The sequence below is a fragment of the Colwellia sp. 1_MG-2023 genome (assembly GCF_030546755.1).
In the GTDB taxonomy this organism is placed as follows: Bacteria; Pseudomonadota; Gammaproteobacteria; order Enterobacterales; family Alteromonadaceae; genus Thalassotalea_H.
In genome coordinates this window covers 339,259-362,318 of the sequence record NZ_JAUOPE010000002.1, presented here as the reverse complement: position 1 = coordinate 362,318, position 23,060 = coordinate 339,259, and the positions used below count along the sequence as shown (strand labels likewise).

Sequence of the window (23,060 nt, the reverse complement as noted above, 5' to 3'; positions counted from 1 at the left end):
ATTTTAGGCTATCTATTTGAGATAATTGTTAGCTTGTTTTTTTGATAAATTTTCAAGAAAAAAGGCGCTTAAAAGCGCCTTTTTTAAAAGTTTTTTGGCTAAACATGCATAGCTTGTATTCGCCAATAATTTTGAATAAGTCTATTAAAGAATAAAACGACTTAAGTCTTCGTTTTTCACAACATCATTGAGTGTATCTTGCACGTGTTTTTCATCAATGACAATCACCTCACCACTACGATCATTCGCAGTATAAGAGATTTCTTCGGTTAGCTTTTCCATCATAGTATGTAATCGACGAGCACCGATATTTTCGGTTGTTTCGTTGACTTGCCATGCAGCTTTTGCGATTGCTTTAATGCCATCTTCACTAAAAGAAATATCAACACCTTCTGTAGCCATCAAGGCAATATATTGTTCGGTTAACGATGCATTAGGTTCGGTAAGAATTCGAACAAAATCATCGCTCGTTAATGCTTGAAGTTCAACGCGAATCGGTAAACGTCCTTGCAACTCTGGAATTAAATCAGATGGTTTTGCCATTTGAAAGGCACCAGAAGCAATAAATAAAATATGATCCGTTTTTACCATACCGTGTTTTGTACTAACGGTTGAGCCTTCAACTAATGGCAATAAGTCACGTTGTACACCTTCACGAGAAACATCAGGTCCTGAGGTGTCACCGCGTTTACAAATTTTGTCTATTTCATCAACGAAAACAATGCCATTTTGTTCAACCGCTTCAAGCGCTTTCGCTTTTATGTCTTCTGGGTTGACAATTTTGGCAGCTTCTTCTTCTTGCAATGCTTTAAAGGCATCTTTTATTTTCAGTTTACGTTTATTGGTTTTTTCACTCGACATGCTTTGAAACATATTTTGCAATTGCGAGGTCATGTCTTCCATGCCAGGAGGCGCCATGATTTCTACGCCAACTTGTGGCGCGGCAAGGTCTAACTCAATTTCTTTATCATCTAATGTTCCTTCTCGTAATTTTTTACGGAAAATCTGACGTGTACTACTGTTATCTGAACTTTCTTCATTGCCAAAATTATCACGTGGATTAGGAATTAATACATCTAAAATACGTTCTTCAGCGGCTTCTTCAGCAAGATGTTTTACGCGAGCCATTTCTTGCTCTTTGGTCATTTTAAATGCCATATCTGCAAGGTCACGAATAATCGTTTCTACTTCTTTACCAACATAACCCACTTCGGTAAATTTAGTGGCTTCTACTTTGATAAACGGTGCGTTTGCCAGTTTTGCTAATCGACGAGCAATCTCTGTTTTACCGACACCAGTAGGGCCTATCATTAATATATTTTTCGGGGTAACTTCGCTGCGCAATTCTTCATTTAATTGCATGCGACGCCAGCGATTACGCAGTGCTATAGCAACAGCACGTTTTGCATCCGCTTGACCTACAATGTGGCTATCGAGTTCGTGAACAATTTCACGCGGTGTCATGTTCGACATATTTATTTCCTTACTGCTGGGAGTAATACTGTTGCTTTATCGTGTTGAAATTAAAGCAATAAAATATAATGTTTGGTTAAAGTTCATCGATTGTTTGAGAATGGTTGGTAAACACGCAAATGTCACCAGCAATTTTTAATGATTTTTCGACAATTTCTCTGGCGGAAAGCTCGGTGTTTTCTAATAATGCCGTAGCCGCGGATTGTGCGAAATTTCCGCCACTACCAATGGCGATTAAGTCGTGCTCTGGCTGAACTACGTCGCCATTACCGGTAATGATCAACGAAGCTGTCTCGTCAGCTACGGCTAATAAAGCTTCTAATTTTCGTAATGCGCGATCACTGCGCCAGTCTTTTGCTAATTCAACGGCGGCTTTGGTTAAATGTCCTTGATGTTGTTCAAGTTTACTTTCAAAGCGCTCAAAAAGGGTAAAAGCATCGGCGGTACCGCCAGCAAAACCCGCTAGTACTTTGTCGTTATATAAACGACGCACTTTTTTGGCATTACCTTTCATTACCGTGTTACCAAGGGAAACTTGGCCATCGCCACCAATAGCTACTTTGCCATTACGTCTTACAGATACAATAGTAGTCACAACAAACCTCAAAAATTTAGGCTGATACGGACGCATCAGCTATATCAATGTAAATTAAATAAGGGTCTGTCGTGAACTTTTCAAGGATGAGTGGAAATTATTTCCATAACCATATTTGGCAAGTGCTGATATTGTTGCTATTTAATTTGTGCTTATCTTTTTCCGCATTACGTTTTTTCTCATATGGGCCTAAAAATACTTTATGCCATGTACCGCTTGATCCTTTTGCAGCACTAATTTGCGCGGATAAACCTGAGAAAGCTATTTTAGCTTTCATCACTTCTGCTTGTTTTCGGGTTCGAAATGAACCACATTGCATTTTATACGGACCTTTTTCTTCAACCGCATATTCGCCTACTTCAACTTCTTTCGATTTAAGTTGCTCCATATATTGCCATTTTTCTTTTGGCGGCGTAGGTAATTGACTGGCGTTGCTTTCCTCTTTTGACTCTTGAATTTGTTGTTCAACGGTTGGTGTTTCAATATCTTTAATTGACCACAATAAATAGCCAAATGCCGATAATGCAATCAATAATACTAAAGCAATAAGTTTAGTTTTTAATGGAACACCTGCTGGAGTTTCTGCTTGTTTTTCTTTATAAGGATTACTCTTTTTTTTGGGAGTGCGCGGGCGCGATACGTAATCTTGATGAGCCATTAGTGCTTATTTATCTATGTGAATGCTAAAAACTTCGGTTATTTTAGCTAATTGTTTTGAAATTAACAGGGAATATTCGCCTTTATTCGTGAAAAGAGCATAACCGTCTTTAATATCTACATTTTCTTATTTTTTTATCGCTTACCAACTGAGATCTATTGGATCGATATCAATGGTCCAACGTACTTTATTAAGCCATTCGTTTTGTTGACTTTGCGCTATTATTTGACGAATTGCTGCGTGTAATTCCGGTCGAGATTTTGCTTGTAAAATCAAGTGATAACGATATTTTCCTGCTTTCTTTTCCATCGCTGCAGGCATAGGACCCGCTATTTCACAGGATGAAATTGGGGTTTGAGCGAGTTGACGTAAAAACTTTTCAGGGTAGGAAGGATAATTTGCTTCGGCTCTAAAAAGGGCTTGATAGCCAAAAGGGGGTAAATACGCCATTTTTCGTTCTGTTAAACTTTGTTGGGCAAAATGACGATAGCCATTATTCACTAAGTCTTGTAGTAAGGGGTGTTGTGGGTATTGAGTTTGTACAATCACTTTTCCAGGTTTACTGGCACGCCCAGCACGTCCAGCAACTTGTACTAATAATTGCGCCATGTGTTCACTGGCTCGATAATCAAAACTAAATAATGCGCCATCAATATCTAACATGGCAACTAAGGTGACATCAGGAAAATGATGGCCTTTGGCCAACATTTGTGTGCCAATTAAAATTTGATGCTCTTTATCGGTAATAGCTTGCAGGCGTTTTGCTAATTCTCCCTTTTTTCGGGTGCTGTCTCGGTCGATACGCACCGTACTGTATTGATTAAAGGTTTCTGCTAAGTATTCTTCTATTTGCTCGGTACCTTGGCCAACAGGCTTAATACGCACACTGCCACAATCTGGGCATTGATGTGGAATACGTTTTTGGCTAGTACAATGATGACAAATTAATAAACCTTGTGAGCGATGCAAGGTATAAGGTTTATTGCATCGATGACATTCTGCAACCCAGTGACATTCATTACAATTGATAGCCGGCGCAAACCCTCGGCGATTTAAAAACACCAACACTTGTTCACCTTTGTTAAGTGTGGTGCTAATTAATTGTTTAAGTGGTTTTGAAAGGCCAAATTCTAAGGGTTGATTTGCTACATCAATTAACGATATTTTCGCTTCAACACTTTTACCTGCACGTTTGGTTAATTGATGATAATGATATTTGTTAGTTAAAGCATTTTGTAAAGACTCAAAACTCGGAGTCGCACTACCTAAAACAATAGGAATGTTTAATTGCTTGGCACGTAAAATAGCGATGTCTCTGCCATGATAACGAAAGCTGTCTTGTTGTTTAAATGATCCGTCATGCTCTTCATCAACAATAATCAATCCTAGTTTTGCTAACGGACTAAAAACCGCTGAACGGGTACCAATAACAATTGCTGCGCAGTTTTGTAAGGCACTTTGCCACGTATCAAAGCGTTCTTTGTCATTTAAACCTGAATGGTGCAAAAAAATAGGCACATTAAAGCGTTGTTCAAATCGGTTTAATGTTTGTGGCGTTAAACCGATTTCAGGAACAAGCACGAGTACTTGCTGATTGTTGGCGAGTATTTTTTCCATGGCTTGCAGATACACTTCAGTTTTACCGCTGCCAGTTACGCCATCAACTAAATGACAACTGTATTGCTCAGTGGATTGATCAATAGCCGAAACAATGACTGCTTGTTCAGCAGATAAAGCCAGTTTGTCACTTTTATTTAAATATTCCTTTTGCCAATGATAAACCTCGATCGGTTTTTCTATTGTAGTGATAAATTCTTTTTCTTCTAAGCTGTTCAATTGCGCTTTGGTGTAACCTAACGTTCGAATTTCAGGCCAGGTCAATTTATGATGATTCTCAATTAGGAGCAGTAACTGAATTTGTTTTTTAGCGCGGCCCTGCTTAAATTTGTCTACTTGAGCTTGTTCGCACTTTTCATTGAACTGCCAATAATGACAAACGGGGGATTTCGGAGGTTCGGTTTTTCTCAGTAAAACTGGCAAAGCTTGCTGAAAGACATCACCAATTGGGTGGTGATAGTAGCGAGCTGCAAGGGTGAGTAATTTTAGTAAAGGCTCGGGTAAGTGAGTGTTAGAGTCGATGCGACTAATAATTGCCTTTAATTTTTCTTTTTCTAAGGGGGGATCTTCGTCAACTGAAATGACAATGCCAATTACCTGACGATGGCCAAAAGGCACAATAACACGCTCACCCACTAAGCTTTTTTCGTTGAGTAACGTTTTTGGCACAAGATAAGTGAATAACTGACGCATAGGGACGGGAATGGCAACTTGTATATAAATATCCTGCAGCAAAATATTCGTCTTCTTTCTGTCAATTACGTTGAGGTTATTTTGAATGTTTAGTACTGGCTTGCCAAGCAAAGAGTGTCGTTATCATCGATAATTAGCGAAAAATCAGACAATGGTTAATTTTTTATCAGTTTCTCTTGCAGTGGTTAAGGCGATCCTTTATTATTCGCCACCATTATTTTTAACTCGTATGGTGCTTAGCAGTCAATAAATACTGACTAAGTGGCGATACGGCCTATACAGAGGTTACCCATGAAAGAAGGCATCCACCCAAAATACGAAGAGTTCAAGGCAACTTGTTCTTGTGGACACGTTATTACTACTCGTTCTACAGTAGGTAAAGATTTACATTTAGATGTATGTTCAGAATGTCACCCATTCTACACTGGTAAGCAAAAAGCTGCTGAGACTGGTGGTCGTGTTGATAAATTCAATAAACGTTTTGGTGCATTGTCTAAGAAGTAATCTTAGTCAGTTAGCAAAATGTTTGAAAAAAGCGCCGACGGGCGCTTTTTTTATGTCTACTACTGTATGTTCAAAGCAAATTATCGCAGTCTTAACGAGTTAATGTGACTTGTAAATTATCAATTAACCTTGCTTTGCCGCAATGTGCCGCTGCCAATATCACTAATTCATGATCGTCTTCACTGGCAGGCTGTAGGGTGCGAGCATGGCAAATATGAATATAGTCAGTTTGTAAGCCGGCATTATCAATATAACTGGCTGCTTTTTTAGCTAAGCCGATAAAATCATTATTTTGCTTAATTTGCTCAGCTAACCATTGAATATTTTGACTTAATGCCGGTGCTACTTTTAGCTCTTCTTCCGTTAAATAACCATTTCGAGAACTCAAGGCAAGACCGCTCGCTTCACGCATAGTTTCCACCGGTACAATTTTTATCGGCATTGATAGGTCTTCTACCATGGTTTGAATCACTTGTACTTGTTGATAATCTTTTAAACCAAAACAAGCAACATCAGGCTGCACTAGATTAAATAATTTACAAACAATAGTGGCAACACCACGAAAATGTCCTGGTCTACTTTCACCACAATAACCTTCGGAGACATTAGGAACCTCAACATAGCTTTGCTTATCTAGCCCTTTCGGGTAAATAATCTCGGGAGTTGGCGTGAAAAGTAAATCGGTCTTTGCAGCAATCAGCTTTTGTTGATCGTCGGCCATTGTTCTTGGGTAACTATCAATATCTTCATTAGCACCAAACTGCATAGGATTAACAAAAATACTCGCAACGACTTTATCTGCATGTTTATGTGCTTCAGTGATAAGCGAAATATGGCCAGCATGGAGGTTGCCCATGGTAGGGACAAATGCGACGGTAAGGCCTTGTTGATGCCAGGCTTTGATGGTTTCGCGAAGTTCACTGATTTCACTGACTGTTTTCATAATGTATTACCTTTACGATTTAGCAGAATCGAAGTTGCTAGAAGTGGTGATTCAGACTGGTGTTTATTTAAAAACATGTTCGTCGCCAGGGAAGTTGCCTTTACTGACTTCTGAAATATAAAGTTCGATTGCCTTTTTAATATCGCCAGTATCGATTAAAAAATTACGTGAAAATTTAGGCATATAGCTACACGAGATGCCTAATGCATCATGCATAACAAGAATTTGACCGTCAGTATCTTTACCCGCACCAATACCAATGGTGGGAATTGATATCGCCTGTGAAATCGCTTTACCTAGACCTGCAGGAATACATTCAAGTACTAAGAGTTGTGCGCCGGCCGCTTCTAAAGCTTTAGCATGCTCGATCATTTCAAGTGCTTTATCTTCGTCACGACCTTGCACCTTAAAACCGCCAAATACATTCACTGATTGAGGCGTTAACCCTAAATGGGCACAAACAGGGATACCACGCTCAACTAAGCCTTGAATGGTTTCCGCTAACCATAAGCCACCTTCTATTTTTACCATGCTTGCGCCTGCTTGCATGAGCTTGGCAGCATTAATAAAAGCTTGCTCTTTAGTGGCATAGCTCATAAAAGGCATATCGCTAATAATAAGCGTTTCTTCGACACCGCGTTTAACACTCTGTGTATGATATGCCATATGCTCAATGTCAACAGGTAAGGTATCGTCTTGCCCTTGTAATACCATTCCTAAAGAATCGCCAATTAAAATGGCATGAATACCCGCTTGGTCAAATAATTTAGCGAAACTTGCATCATAAGCGGTAATGGTGGATATTTTTTCACCATTTTGCTTCATTTTCTGTAAGGTTGCTGTGGTAATTTTTGCCATGATATTTCCAGAGTTGTAAACGTTAGATTATGTTTAATTGAGTTTTATTTTAACGTATTTAGTCTAATTGGCTATGAATTTTTAAATCATTCGTGGCGATGTTTCTAGCAAGTGTTGAAATGCTAGTACCATCAGGCATGATTAGTGTTTCAGCAATTTCGGCCAAGGGAATAAGCACAAATTCACGTACCTTCATACCATAATGAGGAACTGTTAACCGTTCGTTATTGATAACTTCATTACCAAAAAGAAGAATATCAAGGTCTAAAATACGCGCGCCCCAACGGTTTTCTTTTCGAACTCGCCCAGCTTTATTTTCTATTGCTTGTAAATGATCTAGTAAGGCAAGAGCAGGCAAGTTGGTTTCTACTGCCATTACAGCATTCATATAATCGGGTTGATCTTGTGGTCCCATAGGACGACTAAAATACAATGAAGATATGCTGGTGCTACGAGTATTTGGGATCGCTTTTACTTGCTCAATTGCTTGATGAATTTGAGCTTTGGGATCAGATAAATTACTGCCAAGTCCAATGTACGCTAAAGTCATTATTCACTGCTTTTTGGCGCTTGGCTTTTAGGCTTACGACGTTTACGTGGCGTTCGTCGTTGTGTTGTGCCTGACTTTACAATACTTTTTATCATTAGCTGTTGCGTATCATGATTGTTTTGTTGAAAGTCAGTCCACCATTTAGCTAATTCAGCAAGGTGAGTATTTTCAGCGGTTGTTTCAATGTCACTGCGCAACAATAAGAAATCGTATCCTGCTCTAAATTTGGGGTGTTCGAAAGCTTTATAGGCTTGTTTACCGACTCGCTTATTGAGTTTATCTTGTAATATCCAAATGTCTTTCATCACCGCTTGAAAACGCTTAGGAATCGCAATACTACGTTGTTGCTCCGACATTATTTCACCTAAGGCATTAAAAAATGCATCTTGCGGCGTTAATTGCGTTTGTGCTCGTAGTTGAGAAATCTGTTTTTGTAAGGGATACCATAAAAAAACAGCAAATAAAAAAGCAGGAGTGACACGTTTATCATTATTAATTCGGTCATCAGTATTTTTTAAAGCTTGTTCAATAAATGGCAAGATATAAGGGTCATCATTATTATTAAGCGCTTGATCAACAATCGGGAAAAAATAACGAAAAAGTTGGTACTCACGTAATAAGTGAAAGTTACTCAATGCTTTGCCAGAAAGAAATAACTTTAAAAACTCTTCAAACATTCGCGCTGGCGGTATGTTTTCAAGTAATGGCGCCAGGGATTTTATAGGGCTGCGAGTTTCCTCGCTAATATCCATGTCAAGCTTGGTGGCAAAGCGAATCGCACGCAACATTCTTACCGGATCTTCACGGTAGCGTGTTTCTGGATCCCCAATTAGTCGAATTTTTTTAGCGTTTATATCACTGATCCCGTCAGCAAAATCGTAAATTTTGAAGTCGGCTGATGAATAATACAATGCGTTGATAGTGAAATCTCGGCGTTCAGCATCTTCATCGATAGAACCATAAATATTGTCACGCAACAACATGCCATGTTCGCTTTGTTTAGAGGTTTTTTGGCAATTTTGTTGTTTTTGAGGAGCGCTTTCATGGTGTCCTCTAAAAGTGGCAACTTCGATTATCTCTCGGCCAAATACAATATGCGCTAAACGAAAACGTCGACCAATTAAACGACAGTTTCTGAACAAGGCTTTTATTTGCTCAGGTGTGGCATTGGTTGCGATATCAAAATCTTTTGGGGCTAACCCCAGTAAAATGTCTCGTACGCCACCACCAACAAGGTAAGCTTCGTATCCGCTTTTGTTTAAACGGTGTAAAACCTTTAAGGCGCTGGCGCTGATCAAACTACGAGAAACGGGGTGTTGATCTCGAGTATAAATTTGTGGGGAGTGGTTGATATTTTTAGGTGATTTTTTATTTTTTTTCTTGCCTAAAACTTTTTTGCACAAATTGATCACGCTTTTAATGGTAACTGCCTATAGAAATGAAGAATAACGGCGCAATAATATAACAGTGTAGCTAAAAAGAGAATGAAAAAACGGCATCTTAGCCATTTTATTACTTAAGTTAATTGGATTTCTTGCTTTTTGGGGACGGATTCGAGTTGCCAATGAGCAATTGCCCATTGGATGATTTCGTCGACATTTAAATGTTTCAAATCGATAGGGGGTTGTTGACCTAAAAATTGTAGCGCAGCAAAAAGGGCTGGTTGTGGTTTTTGAATATCAATTGCTGGCGCTTTATTTTGTTTACTGAGTTTATAACCTTGCTCTGTAATCGCCAATGGGATATGACCGAAAACTGGCGCTTGTAAATGCTTACTAACGTGACTTTCATCTTGGGCAGACCATAAAACATGACGAAATGCTTTATCGCTTAATAGTTGATAAAAGCTTAATTGGCGAGTTGTCGGTTCAAGCAGGTCACAACCGCGAATGACGTGACTAATATTTTGGTAAATATCATCGGCGACTACTGCCAGTTGATAAGCAAATAAACCATCTTTCCTTCGGATAATAAAGTCTTCTCTTGCTAGAGCTTTATCACACTGTATTTTTCCCTGGATGAGATCTGAATACTGATCAATTTGAATCTGATTGATAACTCTAATTGCACTGTGGTTTTTATCTAGGTTTAAATGACGACAGTGTCCTTGATAAATACCGCCAATCGCTTTGATTTGTGCACGAGTACATTGACAATAATAACAATACTGCTCTTTAAAAAGCTGCTCAATAATGTGCTGGTAATAATCTGTTTGTTTGCTTTGATACAGGATGTTTTCATCCCAATGTAAACCGAAAGCTGCTAATGTTTTTAATATATGCGCACTGGCGCCTTTTTTTTCTCTTGGCGGATCTATATCTTCAAGGCGAACGAGCCAAGTGCCATTATTTTTTTTGGCATCTAAAAAACTCGCAAGAGCAGTAATTAACGAACCAAAATGAAGGTAACCAGAAGGGGAAGGAGCAAAGCGACCACGATAAGTAGACTGTGGTCGCATTATGTCACTAGCAGTCATCAATAATGATGATTAGCCAGCTAACTGACGTTCTTTAATTTCAGCTAAGGTTTTACATTCAATACATAAGTCTGCTGTTGGTCTTGCTTCTAAACGGCGGATACCTATTTCAATACCGCACGTTTTACAAAAACCAAAATCATCTTCTTCGATTAACTGTAACGTTTTTTCAATTTTCTTGATGAGTTTACGCTCACGGTCTCGTGTACGTAGTTCAAGACTGAACTCTTCTTCTTGTGCAGCGCGATCAACGGGATCGGGGAAATTTGCTGCTTCGTCTTGCATATGAGTTACAGTACGATCAACTTCCTCACGAAGTTGTACACGCCAAGCATCAAGTATTTTCTTAAAATGCTCTGATTGCTCAGCGTTCATGTATTCTTCATCAGCTTTTTCTACGTAAGGCTCTACACCTGCTAAAGCTAATATGCCTAATGCTTTTTTGTTGTTTGGCATGCTTATTCTCCTAATGCTGCGTACATCAAATAACGCGTAAATTCTATTATCTGATTGCATGTGCCAATTATAATAGATCTTAATTATCAGAACTATATTGTGTTGCGGTGTTTAAAATTCAAGAAAAAATTAAAAAATAAATATTAATTAAATTAAATCAAAGAGTTAGCCTGTACGCTTATCCTGTGATTATGTCTACCTTACCCGCAAGCCCACTTTTTTATCAAGTTTTGCTATACCGCGTCAATGTTTTACTGAGATTATTTCACGCTTAAAGGGTTTTCAAGCGTTATATATATGCTATCTAGCTTCTTTTCAAAGTTTGCTTGGTAAGCGATAACTTCTACGCCTTTTTCTTTGGCTAAGGATAATAATGTTGCATACTTACTATCGATATGTGCCGCTGCTTTCACAGAGTTTATACCGGAATGTAAAACGGCAAATAATAATACGGCTCGCTTACCTTGCTCGACTACTTCCATTAATTCTCGTAAATGCTTTTGTCCACGTTCGGTTTTTGCGTCAGGAAAATAACCTTGTTGCTCTTCAAGTAGTGTGACACTTTTTACTTCAATAAAAGTTTCGTTGTTTTGCTCATCAATTAAATAAAAATCTACCTTACTGCCTTCATTGCCATATGTAACCTCACGTTTTAAAGCCGTATAATTTTGCAACTCGATAATTTTTTGATTATTCAGTGCTTCTTCAACGAGTTGATTAGCTCTAATGGTATTGACGCAAATCCAATGTTGTTCAGCGGTTTGTGATACTTCCCAACTAAACGGGTATTTCCTTTTTTTATTCTCAGAAATACTATAAAAAACGGTGTCATTAGGAGTAGCACAACCGCTCATTGCCCCTGTGTTAGCAACATGAATGGTAGTCGTTGTGCCATTTTCTACTATGACATCAGCAAGAAAGCGTTTGTAGCGTTTGATAAGTGTTGCTTGCTGTACGTTTATTTTCATTTTGGAAGGTTATATGTTTTTGTTGCCATTTTATGCGATATAAAAGGGTAGCTTCAATATATTAATGATTATAAAGAAGGAAGAGTAAAATTTTATCTGATTTAAAAACATAAATGAGCTAAAGTTTTAATCACCCTTGTTAAAAATCGAAGTTACTGTAATGAGATTCGCGCATAGCATATTAATACTTATCCTTTTTATTATTTCTGTTACCGCGAATACTATGCCTTTTTCAGATTCTCCCATTAATCAAGACAAAACAATACTAACTGTTGCAATTGAAAAGGTAGGTTATTCTCCGTTTTATTCTATCGAAGATGAAAAAACTAAAGGTTTTTCTATTGATGTGTTGAATTATATCGAAGCAAACTCACACTATGACTTTGAATATATTATTCTACCATGGCCAAGAGCTTTACATTTTGTCGAAGAAGGCAAAATCGATCTTATTTTGACTCTTTTTAAGACTAACGCGCGAGAACAAGCGTATTATTTTGTTGAACCTGCCTATGGAGATGAAATAAATCAGTTGTTTACTCTTGCAAATAATACTATTGAATTTGATGGCAAGTTAGCCTCGTTAATTTCATATTCCATTGGTACCGTTAGGGAATATTCCTATGGACAATACTTCGATCAAGCAAGTTATTTAAATAAGTTACCAGCTTTAACCGAAGATGTTTTACTGAAATTATTATTGGGCAAACGAATTGATTTGTTAATCAGTAATCCATTGGTTTTTAAAGAAATATTAGTAAGGGAAAGTGTCAGTGAATTAGTAAAGCCATTAGAGCCTCATATATCGATAACACCTGTATATATGGCCATAACAAACAAAAGAGCTGATTCAAAGGAAATAAAAGACAAACTTGGTGCCCTTACCAAACAATTAAAAAATACCCCTTACTACCAAGAGTTATTAAAAAAATATCAGATTAATTTTAAATAAACGCTATAAATAGCCGAATATTACTAATTTCGTCAGAAAAATCTTTTGTTTTCAATTACAAGAACATTGAATTGGTTAATTATAGTTGGGCTATTTGGTGTAGAATTAAGTGAAGCCTAATTAAGAGAAATTAAAGTTATGAATTCAACTTGTCAGATATCACTCATTAATCAACCGATACTTGCAGATTGGCAACGTGAAAAATTAGTCCAAATGGACGAGGGGAATTTTTATATTTATGTTCATTTAGCCGATTCTTTTCCATTACAAAGCATTCAAAAAGCTGCTCGTAGTATTGAAAAAATGGGCGTGAAGTTTGCGAAATTAACCGGTGATATGTGGAGCGATGAAGCTCAATGGGCATTTGCATTAGGTTTTACATGCGTTGAAAAATTAACCTCGGTTGAATTTACCGGTGAGAAATCGTCTGTTGATTCTTTAAATGATAAATTGGCTGTCTTTGCTTGGGCGCGTGATTTAACCAACCAAACTCCAACGCAACTCCCCCCAGAAGGTCTAGCGCAATCGGCAATAGATTATATTACCGCGCAAGCTCCTGATAGCATTACTGCCAAGGTGATAGCAGGAGAAGCATTAGAAAAAGCAGGGTGGGTTGGTATTTATAATGTCGGTAAGGGGAGTGTCCATCCACCTTGTTTGCTTGAATTAGACTTTAATCCTAGTCAGGATGGAAATACTCCTGTTTCAACTTGTTTAGTGGGTAAAGGCATTACCTTTGATAGTGGTGGCTACAGCATAAAGTCGAATGCGGGCATGTTTAATATGAAAGCGGATATGGGCGGTGCTGCGGTTGTTGCTGGTGCTTTGGCGTTAGCGATTCGTCAAGGGCTTAACCAACGAGTGAAATTAATTTTGTGCTGTGCGGAAAATATGATTTCAAGCCACGCTTATAAATTAAGTGATATTTTAACCTATAAAAATGGCGTAACGTGTGAAGTGGCTAACACCGACGCCGAAGGCCGAATAGTTTTAGCCGATGGTTTATTACTCGCGTCTGAGAGTGAGCCAAACATGATTATTGATGCCGCAACTTTGACTGGTGCATCTGTAATGGCAACAGGTGGTGATTATTCTGCGCTATTTTCACTCGACCAAAATTTAGCTGAGCAAGCCAAACTTACGGCAAAATCGGTGAATGAACCTTTATGGCAATTGCCATTAGAGCCTTGGCATCAAGAAAAGTGTCCATCAGAATTCGCAGATACCGCTAATAGTCGACCTATTCCAGGCGGTGGACCAGGTGGTGCAAGTAATGCTGCAGGGTTTTTATCGCGTTTTGTCCCTAATGAAGGGAAAGGTTGGTTACACTTTGATTTATCAGCTGCCTATAACGGCAACAGCAATGGACTTTGGGCAGCTGGTGCTACCGGATTAGGTATTGCGACAATAGCTAAATTATTAACCGCTGCGCCGTTGGAATAAGCGTTCGTTATCTCAACCAAAAAAGAGCGCGTATTGCGCTCTTTTTTGGGTTTAAATTATTATTGTTCTGGTGTTTACATTGCATTTGATTGTTTCACAACAAAGCTTTCTAACCAATTGCGGGCACTGTATACATCACTAAAAACATGAAACGTGAGATTACATCCTTGGTATATGCGACGTAATTGCATTTGTTGAAGATCGGCAGAACTACTTTCTAAAATAACGGTTGCGTTTGCAATCATGCCTTTTTTCATTCGATATTTTGTAACTTCAATTAAGGCTTGTTCTGCTTCGGGCGAGAAAACACTATTACCATAAAAAGTTACTAATAACCCCCAAGTTTTTCCTGAAAATTTTTCACATGCATCGTACATATCTTGAATGTATAGATCAGCAGTTAGCTCATTGAAAGGTCCATGGGCATCAACTACTAATATGTTACCTTGAGGATGAATGGTGTAGTTGCCATGTTCTGCAAATTGCATGTGATATCTCCTGCCGTTTCGTTTAAGGGATAACATTGAAGCAATTTTTTTAAGGCCTGCCAAGTAAGCAGATTTATCAAAAGAAGCAAGTTTTTAAACTGTTTATAATCAAGTGGTTATTTTTGTACTATCGAACAAAAATTTTGGTGGTTAGCAAGATTGAAAAGCAAAAAGGCTTCAATACATGAAGCCTTGGTGGTTGAGTACACTTGCTTAATTATTATGGTTGGCTTATTTCCCATACACTGACGGAGCCAGAAATTTCATTACCAACAATTAGCATCGCACTTGACGTTGCCGTAGCGGGAATAAAAGCCATGCCTTCTGGGGCTAAATCGCCAGTAATATCGGCATCTTCAGTGGTGCCTCGGTTGATAAAGTAATCAACAAAACTTACGTTAAATGGGTTGGTGATGTCATAAATCATGATGCCTGACATTCTTTCTAAACCGATAAATGCGTAGGTGTTTTCTCCAATTTTTCCTACGGTTAGCGCTTCAGGCTCAGCACCTTTGGCATCTGAACGTGTATCGCCTTCGTTAGTATCTTCATCATTATTAAAGGCTTGACCATGAATAGCTGCCGTTATTTTGCCAACGTCATCGCCAGAATCAAAAATGATATTGCCATTTTGATCCCAAATAGAAAAAGAGCGGGCTCCGTATGTGTACAGCTGGTCATAATCACCATCGCCGTCAATATCACCTTTTACTTTTGATACTTTAAGTCTACCAATATCATTGTCGTCATTATTCACTTGAGCAAAAGCAGCAGGGTCTAAAGGTAAATCTTCCACGCGGCTCTCATCGATATACGCTAGACAGCCATCATCTTCATCATAATCTAAGCCACCTTTCGACATACAATCAGTTTCAGAACTGGCGTCAAAGAAATATTCTCTGCCATCTCCTTCATTGGCACTGATAATAAAATTAGCATTTTGCCATGTAAAGGTTGCAATGGTGTCTGGTTGATACATGCCATATAAGTTTTGGTAAGTTTGGAAATTGATGCCATCATCTTTATCAGAGGCATCAATCTGATAGTTTGACCAATCTTTAAAACCTAAGCCTTTTACTTCTACCAAAGTATTGGTGGCTAAATTTACCACTGCCATCGCATTGTTTTCTTGAATAGAAACAAACGCTGTTTGATTATCTGATGAAATAGCGACGTATTCCGGTTCAAGATCCATCGCGACGGTAGTATTGATTAAGTTGCCATTGATTGTTCGACCTGAAGGGTTAGCAAACATTACCCCTTGTGCCATTAATTCAGTTTTTTTGTCGTTTAATGCAGTGAAGTCAAGATTGATCGCAGTGTCTGAAATAACACCAGCATTAATATCGATAATCGAAATACTACCTTCAGGATCAATTGAATAATCGCCATTCGGCTCACCTTCATTGGCAACCACAACTTTAGTGCCATCTTTTGAAATTGCTACCATATCTGGTAAATAACCTACTTGTACATTTTTGATAAAGCTTGGTGATGGACCAGAAATATCATAAAAGGCAATAAAACCTCGTTCACCAGTATTATTTGCCGCCATTGCAACGGCTAAAATATTTAAAGTATTTGAAACACTTACACTGTTTGCATCTCCGGCGGTATTCAGTGATAAATCAATTTGCATGACAGTAGACATGTTGGTATTGGTGACTATACCTTCACTGTCTTTAGTTAAGGCAGCAGGATCAATATTATTTAAGTCTAAAATATCAACCGTTGCTTTTTCGCCAGAACTATTAATGGCATAAATCCAACCTGTTGATTGTTGATATTGTACTATTTCAGCAGCTCCTTCAGGAGACTCTGCATTTAATACGGCACGTGCAATAAGTGACGTTGTTAAAGATTTAGTGGCGCTTTTACCGTCTTCACCAGCAACACCTTGCTCTCCCTGTTCTCCTTGCACTCCTTGTTCGCCAGTTACGCCTGCTGAACCGTCTTTACCGTCATCACCATTACATGCGGTGAGAGAAGCAAGTAATAAACCTGCTAAAGATATATTTTTAAGTGTTATCATTATATTACCATTAAGTGAGTAGAGTTATTTTGAGCTACTTTATGGCATGTTTATGACAAAAATTTTGCGCATAGATGACAGTATAATTACGTTTCGATGACTACCGTAGTCTGATACTTTACTGACTAATAACAACTTAACTCAATGGAACGGCGTTCATTGTTGGTTAAATGTATGGTACTTCTATTTTAAACACTTAAAATAATGCCATTGAAAACTTAAAGTTAATTTACATGCAAACGCCTTTACCTATTGATAGCCTCAATGTTGAATTTCTTCGCTGTTTGAAATTACATCGAACCTTGATTTTATCCGCCGAACCTGGGGCGGGAAAATCGACTCGACTGCCATTGTGGTTATTAGAAGAGCAAGCTTATGTTCCAAATCGCAGCCAAAATAAAATATATTTATTACAACCAAGACGTGTTGCGGCTAAAAATATAGCGACTTATTTGGCTAGTCAATTAGGAGAAACTGTTGGCCAACGTGTCGGTTATCGACTTCGCAACGAAAGTAAAGTTTCAGAGAATACTCGTTTAGAAGTGGTCACTGAAGGCGTTTTCGTGCAAATTATGCAAGCAGATCCCGAACTATCTCACACCTCATTAGTGATTTTTGATGAATTTCATGAACGATCACTACAAGCGGATTTAGCATTTGCTCTTGCTCGTGATATTCAACAAGGTTTGCGAGAAGATTTAACCTTATTGTTGATGTCGGCTACTTTAGCCAGTGATGAATTAGCCCATGCTTTACCTGATGCGGTTTGTTTACATACCCAAGGTCGAAGCTTTCCTGTCACGCTTGAATATCAACCCATTAAACATAATCACGCTTGGCGAGAGCAAATAGTTGCCGTGATCCAGCAAACACTGAAAACGCATGTTGGCTCCATGTTAGTTTTCTTACCGGGTAGTGCTGATATTCGTTTCCTTGCCTCGGCACTAGAGAATATCGTGAATAAAGAGGTAATAATTTGTCCACTTTATGGTGATCTCAGCCTTGTTGAACAGCAGCAAGCGATTAAACCATGCAAAGCCAATGAAAGGAAAATTGTCTTAACAACCAATATTGCTGAAACAAGTTTAACCATAGAAGGTATTAATATTGTTATTGATTCAGGACTTGAAAAAGTCGCCATTTATGATGAAAGCACATTAACGAATAAATTAATGCAACGAAATATCGCTAAATCTTCTGCTATACAACGAATGGGCAGAGCAGGGCGAATGTCTAAAGGGCATTGTATTCGATTATATAACGAAGAAGAATTTCATCGGCGAGCAATGCAAAATGGTCTTGCTATTCATCAAGCAGATATTTTACCTGTTGTGATTGAAGCAGCGCGTTGGCAAGTGAGCCGATTAGCGGATATGCCATTTTTAGATTTGCCCAATGCGGCTATTGAGGAGCAAGCATGGCAAACATTGCAAGATATCGAGGTTGTTAATGATAAAAGGCAATTAACCAGTCATGGCCAGCAGGTGGTTAAATTACCTTGTCATGCACGTTTTGCGCATATGATTATTCAAGCAACATCGTTTGAAAAACAATATCACTGCCAAGGGCTGGCTTTTCTTGCCTGTATTGTTGCGGCACTTTTGGAAGAACGAGATGTTTTTTCAATAGAACAAGCGCGAGACAATAGCGATATTGTGCAACGGGTACGCTTTATTCTCTCGAAGGCTCAAAACTTTAAAGCTCGACAAATTATGCAACAAGCCAAGAAACTGGCTGAAAAAATTCAGGGGTTAACGGGCAGTTCTAAGCAAATAGTATATCGCTCGGTTGATAATATAATGCTTGATAGCATGCCAATTGATAAGCTCGGCGTACTCGTTTATTTAGCTTATCCAGAAAGGTTATTAAAAAGAAGAAACCAAAACGGTGATTACTTAGCCAGTAATGGTAAAGGCATTACATTAGCATTTGCCGATGCATTAAATAATGAAGAATACTTGGTGGCTGCTCATGTCACTCAATATCAACAACAACTGCAAGTACGTATAGCGGCTATTGTTGATATAAAGCAATTGCAGGCATGGTCTTTAGTAAAAATCAATTTACACGAGCACCTCTCTTTTGATGAAACGTCAGGGCGTATTTTGGCCGTAAATCAAAAGAAAATAGGTGCCATTTTACTGGAAGAAAAACCCAATAAATCGCTTATCAATGAAGAGAAAATTTTTGCATTATGGCATGCGCAATTACAAAAAAATGGCCTGTCGTTGCTAAATTGGCAAAAGGAAGATAAAAGCTTATTGTTACGCTGGCAATGGCTTAATTCAACGTCCAGTGAAAAGAATTTACCTGATGTAAGTGAGCAGTCACTTATAAAGAATGCTTCGCTATGGCTACAACCATTTGTGACTAACGTTACAACACGTGCCCAAATAGCAAAACTGAACGTCTCAGAAATGTTATTAACCCTACTCGATTATCAACAACAGCAACAATTGAAAAAAGATGCCCCGAATTATTATATTGGCCCAACCGGAAGAAAATGTGCGATTCGCTATAGCCTTGATCAAGCACCAATTGTTTCTTTACCTATGCAAGAGATTTATGGTTTAAAAATTTCGCCAACGGTAGGCGGAAATAACTCCAAAGTAAATTTAACTTTTGAATTGCTTTCGCCTGCACAAAGGCCCATTCAAGTGACTGCTGATATAGCAGGATTTTGGCAAGGCAGTTATAAAGCGGTACAAAAAGACATGAAGGCTCAATACCCTAAACATTACTGGCCGGATGATCCTGCTAGCGCTCAACCAACAAACAAAACTAAAAGGCATATGAAAGCGCCTTAACGTGGTTTACAATGTTTTTTTTTACTTAGTTAACGTATAAAAATTTTATGACTTTACTTATCACCTATTTAGCGATTGCCATTGGTGTCTCATTTTTATGTTCTATTTTAGAAGCGGTATTATTATCGGTTACGCCGAGTTTTGTTGAAAAAACAATAAAACAGCGACCATTGGGAGGGAAGGTTCTCAAAACGGTTAAAAAAAATATTGATAAGTCTATTTCAAGTATTTTGATTTTAAACACTTTTGCACACACTATGGGAGCTGCCGGCGTTGGTGCGCAAGCTATCCGAGTGTTTGGCGAAGAAAAAGAAACCTTAATTGCCTTTTTATTAACTTTAGCTATTTTATATTTATCTGAAATCATTCCTAAAACTATTGGTGCTAAATTCTGGCGTAAATTAGCTATTCCTTCTGCTTATATCATCAGCTTTTTAGTGAAAGTCGTTTATCCGTTGGTATGGTTCTCTTCGTTGGTCACTCGCTTGTTTAATAATGGTAAATCTGATGTTGTTAGTCGTGATGAAATTAGAGCTTTTGCTGCTTTAGGTCATAAAGATGGTTCTTTATATCACCAAGAAAATCAACTAGTTGAAAATATTTTAACCTTAAGGGAGTTGAAAGTTGTTAATATTTTAACGCCCCGAAGTGTCGTGCATGCGCTTGATCAACAAACATCAGTGTCTGATGCGTTAGCAGCTGAAAAAACCGCTAACTTTACTCGCATTCCTGTTTTTGATCAGACCGTTGATAATATTGTTGGTGTCGTGTTAAAAGCCCATTTATTTCAAATCGAATTGCAAGGAAAAGGGGAGCAATCCTTACAAACGATTATGTTGCCAATTCATCGGGTTTCAGAGAATTTACCCGTGTTATTATTACTCGATTTATTCATTAAACGTAATGATCATATTTTTCTTGTTGAAGACCAATTTGGTCAAACGGCTGGACTAGTGACACTTGAAGATGCCATAGAAACCCTACTTGGACGTGAAATTGTTGATGAAAGTGACCAGGTCGTTGATATGCAAAAATTGGCAAAAGCACAATTTAGACAGCGTTTAAAATCTAACAATGTAAAAGTGTCTGAAGAGCATTCATCAGAAAAAGAATAACGAGGCATTAGTGTCAGAAAAACAACAAGCATCTGCAGACGATAATACAAAACCAGTGTCAAAATTAAAAAAGGTGCTGGTATTGTTCGCGAAACTCTCTTTCATTTTATTGATCTTATTAGCATTTTATACTTTGTACCTTGATGCCAAAGTGGTCGAAAAGTTTGAAGGGCAACGTTGGCAAGTGCCTGTCCAAGTGTTTGGTAAAGTGGAACGCTTTCATATAGGCGATGAAATTAATTTATCTCGACTGAAAGATAACTTGTTACTCACCGGATATCGTCGTACTAGCGCCGTTAAACAACCTGGCGATTTTGCCATTTCTAAAAAACGTATCATTATTTATCGCCGTGCTTTTGATTTTGGCGCAGGTGTTGAAGCACCTGATATCGTCACCATTGATGTTAAATCAAAAGGCCAAACTCCCGTAGTAAGTCAATTATATCTTGATAACCAAGTGACTGATTATGTGGAAATTGAGCCTTACTTAATGGGGCGAATTATTCCAGAAAATAAAGAGGATCGCGTGTTGATCCCTTTGCAGTCGGTGCCTGAAAAATTACTCGATACGTTATTAATCGTCGAAGACAGAGATTTTTATTTTCATGCGGGCATTTCTCCATTAGGTATTTTGCGGGCACTTTATAACAACCTAAAAGCAGGTAGAACAGTTCAAGGTGGTAGCACTTTAACGCAGCAGTTAGTTAAAAATATGTACCTAACACGCGATAAAACCTTATGGCGCAAAGTAAATGAAGCCATTATGTCGTTGTTGTTAGAGTATCGATACAGTAAAGATCAATTACTCGAAGCCTATATTAATGAAGTGTATTTAGGGCAACATTTTGCCAATGGTATTTATGGCTTTGGCTTAGCTGCTGAGTTTTATTTTGGTGAAAACATTGCACAACTAAGTAATGCACAAATGGCGACGTTGATTGGGGTGATCAAAGGACCGAGTTATTATGATCCTTGGCGCTACCCTGAACGCACTAAAAAGCGTCGAGATTTAGTACTTAAATTGATGTTTAACGAAGAATACATCTCCAAAGACGACTATTTATTAGCGTTAAAAACCCCCCTTGATATTAGAAAGTCTCGTCGATTAGCGCCGACAAAACAGAAATTTCCTGCTTACTTACAATTAGTTAAAAAAGAATTATCTGATCTACTTTCACCGGCTTTGCAACAGTCTGGAATACGAGTTTTCACCACTTTTTCAGTGTCTGAACAAATTGATTTAGAAAAAACGGTTAATAAACAACTTATTGAGTTGGCGAAAAAAAATGAACATGATCTACAAGTCGCGATGATTTTAACCGACATTGATAGCGGAGAAATTAAAGCACTCGTTGGAGATAAAAAAAGTGGTTATGCCGGTTTTAACCGTGCGCTTAATGCCAAACGTCCCATAGGATCTTTAATTAAACCGGCAATTTATCTCGCTGCATTAGAGCGTTATCAACAATATCAATTAGGGACATTACTTGATGACAAAGCGCTAAGTTTTGATTTAAACGACGGTGAAATATGGCGTCCTAAAAATTATGATGGTGAATACCGAGGGCAAGCCTCTATTTTTACGAGTTTAGTAAAATCATTAAATATACCTACGATTAATTTGGGGATGGCATTAGGCCTAGATAATGTTGCTGATATTATTCATTTATTGGGATATAACGATGATATCACCCTAAGACCATCGTTATTACTAGGGTCGATAAATATGTCGCCTTATCAAGTAAATCAGTTTTATTTACCTATCGCTAACCAAGGAAATCATGTGCAAAGCCATGTGGTTGAGTCGGTGATTTCTGCGCAAGGGGAAACTATTTATCAACATATCGTTGAAGAAACGCCGTATTTTTCTGCGCAAGCCAGTTATTTAACCGATTATATGTTAACGCAAGTGACACAACAGGGCACCGCAAAATCATTAACCTGGCGACTCAAAAATAAAGTGGTTGCTGGTAAAACGGGAACCACTAATGACCAACGAGATAGTTGGTTTGTTGGATATGATGGTAAACATATGGTCACAACGTGGTTGGGACGAGATGATAATAAAGCGACCGATTTTACTGGTAGTAGTGGCGCACTGACTTTATTTGCCGAATACATAAAGAAAATTGGAGTAACAGATAAAACAGCGATCGAACCTACCGGTATTAAACTTGTGCCATTTGACCAAGAAACCGGACAAGCGTTATCAGGTGCTTGTAACAATTCAATTGTTTATCCGGTTATTTATGATGGCTTAATATTAAACGATTCATGTAAGCAGAAAAAAAATGAACAAGCTAAAGAGTTAACTTGGTTTGAAAAGCTATTTGGCGGATAAATTATCTGCTAAATATGATGAAAACCTCGTAGTAAATAACAATCATTTGTATTTAATACCTTAAGAACACAACATCTTCAAAAAAAATAGTTAT

19 protein-coding genes are annotated in these 23,060 nt (G+C 38.1%); 6 read left to right on the top strand and 13 right to left on the bottom strand.

The window, feature by feature from the left end; genetic code table 11:
• Window positions 1-144: 144 nt before the first annotated feature.
• The 4 genes from hslU to priA all read right to left on the bottom strand — a co-directional run bounded on the left by hslU (window position 145) and on the right by priA (window position 5,078).
• Window positions 145-1,473 carry an ATP-dependent protease ATPase subunit HslU gene (gene hslU / locus Q4493_RS03755; RefSeq protein ID WP_303449519.1) on the bottom strand — a complete coding sequence of 443 codons (1,329 nt, stop codon included), beginning with the start codon at window positions 1,471-1,473 and terminating at the stop codon, window positions 145-147.
• A gap of 76 nt (window positions 1,474-1,549) precedes the next feature.
• On the bottom strand, window positions 1,550-2,068 hold the full coding sequence (hslV, locus tag Q4493_RS03750; protein WP_303449517.1) for an ATP-dependent protease subunit HslV: 519 nt from the start codon (window positions 2,066-2,068) through the stop codon (window positions 1,550-1,552).
• A gap of 97 nt (window positions 2,069-2,165) precedes the next feature.
• The gene (locus tag Q4493_RS03745; RefSeq protein ID WP_303449515.1) at window positions 2,166-2,726 is read right to left on the bottom strand and encodes an SPOR domain-containing protein; all 561 of its coding nucleotides are present in this window, start codon (window positions 2,724-2,726) and stop codon (window positions 2,166-2,168) included.
• Window positions 2,727-2,867: 141 nt separating this feature from the next.
• Window positions 2,868-5,078: a primosomal protein N' gene (priA, locus tag Q4493_RS03740; protein WP_303449513.1), complete on the bottom strand. Its 2,211-nt coding sequence runs from the start codon at window positions 5,076-5,078 to the stop codon at window positions 2,868-2,870.
• Window positions 5,079-5,327: 249 nt separating this feature from the next.
• Between priA and rpmE the strand changes: the two genes are divergently transcribed.
• Complete coding sequence (gene rpmE / locus Q4493_RS03735; RefSeq protein WP_303449511.1) at window positions 5,328-5,540, top strand: 50S ribosomal protein L31; 213 nt, start codon at window positions 5,328-5,330, stop codon at window positions 5,538-5,540.
• Window positions 5,541-5,631: 91 nt separating this feature from the next.
• Here rpmE and panC read toward each other — a convergent pair whose 3' ends face one another.
• From panC to sfsA, 7 genes are all read right to left on the bottom strand, one after another.
• The gene (panC, locus tag Q4493_RS03730; protein WP_303449509.1) at window positions 5,632-6,483 is read right to left on the bottom strand and encodes a pantoate--beta-alanine ligase; all 852 of its coding nucleotides are present in this window, start codon (window positions 6,481-6,483) and stop codon (window positions 5,632-5,634) included.
• 63 nt (window positions 6,484-6,546) lie between these two features.
• The gene (gene panB, locus Q4493_RS03725; RefSeq protein ID WP_303449508.1) at window positions 6,547-7,341 is read right to left on the bottom strand and encodes a 3-methyl-2-oxobutanoate hydroxymethyltransferase; all 795 of its coding nucleotides are present in this window, start codon (window positions 7,339-7,341) and stop codon (window positions 6,547-6,549) included.
• Between the two features lie 58 nt (window positions 7,342-7,399).
• Window positions 7,400-7,891 (bottom strand): 2-amino-4-hydroxy-6-hydroxymethyldihydropteridine diphosphokinase, encoded by a 492-nt coding sequence (gene folK / locus Q4493_RS03720; protein ID WP_303449506.1) that lies wholly within the window; start codon window positions 7,889-7,891, stop codon window positions 7,400-7,402.
• Complete coding sequence (gene pcnB / locus Q4493_RS03715; RefSeq protein WP_303449505.1) at window positions 7,891-9,294, bottom strand: polynucleotide adenylyltransferase PcnB; 1,404 nt, start codon at window positions 9,292-9,294, stop codon at window positions 7,891-7,893. Before pcnB ends, folK begins: the two co-directional genes overlap by 1 nt.
• A gap of 113 nt (window positions 9,295-9,407) precedes the next feature.
• Window positions 9,408-10,367, bottom strand: coding sequence for a tRNA glutamyl-Q(34) synthetase GluQRS (gene gluQRS, locus Q4493_RS03710; RefSeq protein ID WP_303449503.1), 960 nt, complete (start codon window positions 10,365-10,367; stop codon window positions 9,408-9,410).
• Window positions 10,368-10,379: 12 nt separating this feature from the next.
• The gene (dksA, locus tag Q4493_RS03705) at window positions 10,380-10,823 is read right to left on the bottom strand and encodes an RNA polymerase-binding protein DksA (protein WP_303449501.1); all 444 of its coding nucleotides are present in this window, start codon (window positions 10,821-10,823) and stop codon (window positions 10,380-10,382) included.
• A gap of 260 nt (window positions 10,824-11,083) precedes the next feature.
• Window positions 11,084-11,791: a DNA/RNA nuclease SfsA gene (gene sfsA / locus Q4493_RS03700; RefSeq protein WP_303449499.1), complete on the bottom strand. Its 708-nt coding sequence runs from the start codon at window positions 11,789-11,791 to the stop codon at window positions 11,084-11,086.
• 223 nt (window positions 11,792-12,014) lie between these two features.
• Here sfsA and Q4493_RS03695 point away from each other — a divergent pair, with 223 nt between their 5' ends.
• Window positions 12,015-12,740 carry an ABC transporter substrate-binding protein gene (locus tag Q4493_RS03695; protein WP_303449497.1) on the top strand — a complete coding sequence of 242 codons (726 nt, stop codon included), beginning with the start codon at window positions 12,015-12,017 and terminating at the stop codon, window positions 12,738-12,740.
• Window positions 12,741-12,878: 138 nt separating this feature from the next.
• A complete protein-coding gene (gene pepB, locus Q4493_RS03690; protein WP_303449495.1) occupies window positions 12,879-14,183 on the top strand; it encodes an aminopeptidase PepB in 1,305 nt (434 codons plus the stop codon).
• Window positions 14,184-14,257: 74 nt separating this feature from the next.
• On the opposite strand, the gene Q4493_RS03685 is transcribed toward pepB, so the two are convergent.
• Window positions 14,258-14,671 carry a hypothetical protein gene (locus Q4493_RS03685; protein ID WP_303449494.1) on the bottom strand — a complete coding sequence of 138 codons (414 nt, stop codon included), beginning with the start codon at window positions 14,669-14,671 and terminating at the stop codon, window positions 14,258-14,260.
• A 220-nt stretch (window positions 14,672-14,891) separates the two neighbouring features.
• Complete coding sequence (locus Q4493_RS03680) at window positions 14,892-16,703, bottom strand: choice-of-anchor I family protein (protein ID WP_303449493.1); 1,812 nt, start codon at window positions 16,701-16,703, stop codon at window positions 14,892-14,894.
• A gap of 233 nt (window positions 16,704-16,936) precedes the next feature.
• Between Q4493_RS03680 and hrpB the strand changes: the two genes are divergently transcribed.
• Genes hrpB through mrcB form a run of 3 tightly spaced genes read left to right on the top strand, consistent with a single transcriptional unit; the run spans window position 16,937 to window position 22,966 of the window.
• Entirely contained in the window at window positions 16,937-19,510 is a 2,574-nt protein-coding gene (gene hrpB, locus Q4493_RS03675; protein ID WP_303449491.1) for an ATP-dependent helicase HrpB, read from the top strand.
• A gap of 47 nt (window positions 19,511-19,557) precedes the next feature.
• Window positions 19,558-20,625, top strand: a complete 1,068-nt coding sequence (locus Q4493_RS03670) for a CNNM domain-containing protein (RefSeq protein WP_303449490.1) — start codon at window positions 19,558-19,560, stop codon at window positions 20,623-20,625.
• 10 nt (window positions 20,626-20,635) lie between these two features.
• Window positions 20,636-22,966, top strand: a complete 2,331-nt coding sequence (gene mrcB, locus Q4493_RS03665; protein WP_303449489.1) for a penicillin-binding protein 1B — start codon at window positions 20,636-20,638, stop codon at window positions 22,964-22,966.
• Window positions 22,967-23,060: the final 94 nt, after the last annotated feature.